At 60.2% G+C, this 992-nt stretch carries 1 pseudogene; it reads right to left on the reverse strand.

Going from position 1 to position 992, the window contains the following annotated elements:
- Positions 1 to 117 precede the first annotated feature (117 nt).
- Positions 118 to 765: pseudogene (locus AB1460_RS37760) on the reverse strand (reverse transcriptase domain-containing protein); the annotation flags it as partial.
- Positions 766 to 992 lie beyond the last annotated feature (227 nt).

The raw sequence follows: 992 nt of genomic DNA on the forward strand, positions 1-992 counted from the left end.
GAGAAGATTACAATCCGGCATCGCATCCCACTTCGCCAACGAACATCAGACCGCGACACTCCGGCCGCTAGCGCTGATGCGGAGGGTGACCAGAGGGCTGGTTGCCAAGTGCGTTGGGGGCGTACTCGGGCCGCCTTGCGGCGCACCAGACAACGTCGCTCCCCATTTCCAGTCCTCCAGGTACCCCGCCTGGAGCATAGCGCCCAGCAGCCGCAGGAAACGACTGTCGTGGATTGTTTCCCCCACTGTGTCAAGCATGACCTGGTGGTCAAGCTCCTCGAAACAGCTGGATATGTCCCCCTCGATGAACCAGTGCGTCCCTTTCCAGACGTCGACTACCTCACTTAACGCCGTGTGGCAGCCTCGGCCGGGACGAAAACCATGGGAACGGTCGGAGAACTGGACGTCGTAGTACGCCTCTAGCAGCAAGCGCACGACCTCGGCGACCAGTTTATCCGACCAGGTCGGCAGACCAAGCGGGCGCAGCTTCCCCGATTTCTTCGGGATGTGCACCCGCTTCACCGGTTTCCACCGGTAGCGCTCGTGGCGCACCGCGTCGATGATCCGGTCAATCTTGGCCAGTGACATGCCGTCCACGGTTTCCCCAGTGACCCCAGGAGTCATCGCCCCCTTGTTGGAGTACAGACGCCCATAGGCCACCAGATACAGCGCAGGATTGAACAACTGCCTGTACAGCCTCTCCAGCGGCAGCCCTTTCCTTCCACGTTCACGGAGGACACCAAGGATCGTTTCGGCGCTCTGCATTACGCATGCCTCCCGTCCATTCGATATCCGGCCACCTGTTCCCCTTAGCCCTGCGGACGGCCTTCCCGTCCTCCCCGGTGGGGCGTAACTCCCACGACTACTACTAAGAGAAAACTAAGTTAGTGGAATATTGATGTAGGACAGGTCTGGAGATCGGAAGAAGCCTCGGATAATCTCCGGTGTGGCCAAGAGGCGAGCGAACGCCTTCTTGACGCTGTCGCGCAGTT

Origin of the sequence: Parafrankia sp. FMc2, assembly GCF_041008525.1 — a bacterium.
In the GTDB taxonomy this organism is placed as follows: Bacteria; Actinomycetota; Actinomycetes; order Frankiales; family Frankiaceae; genus Parafrankia.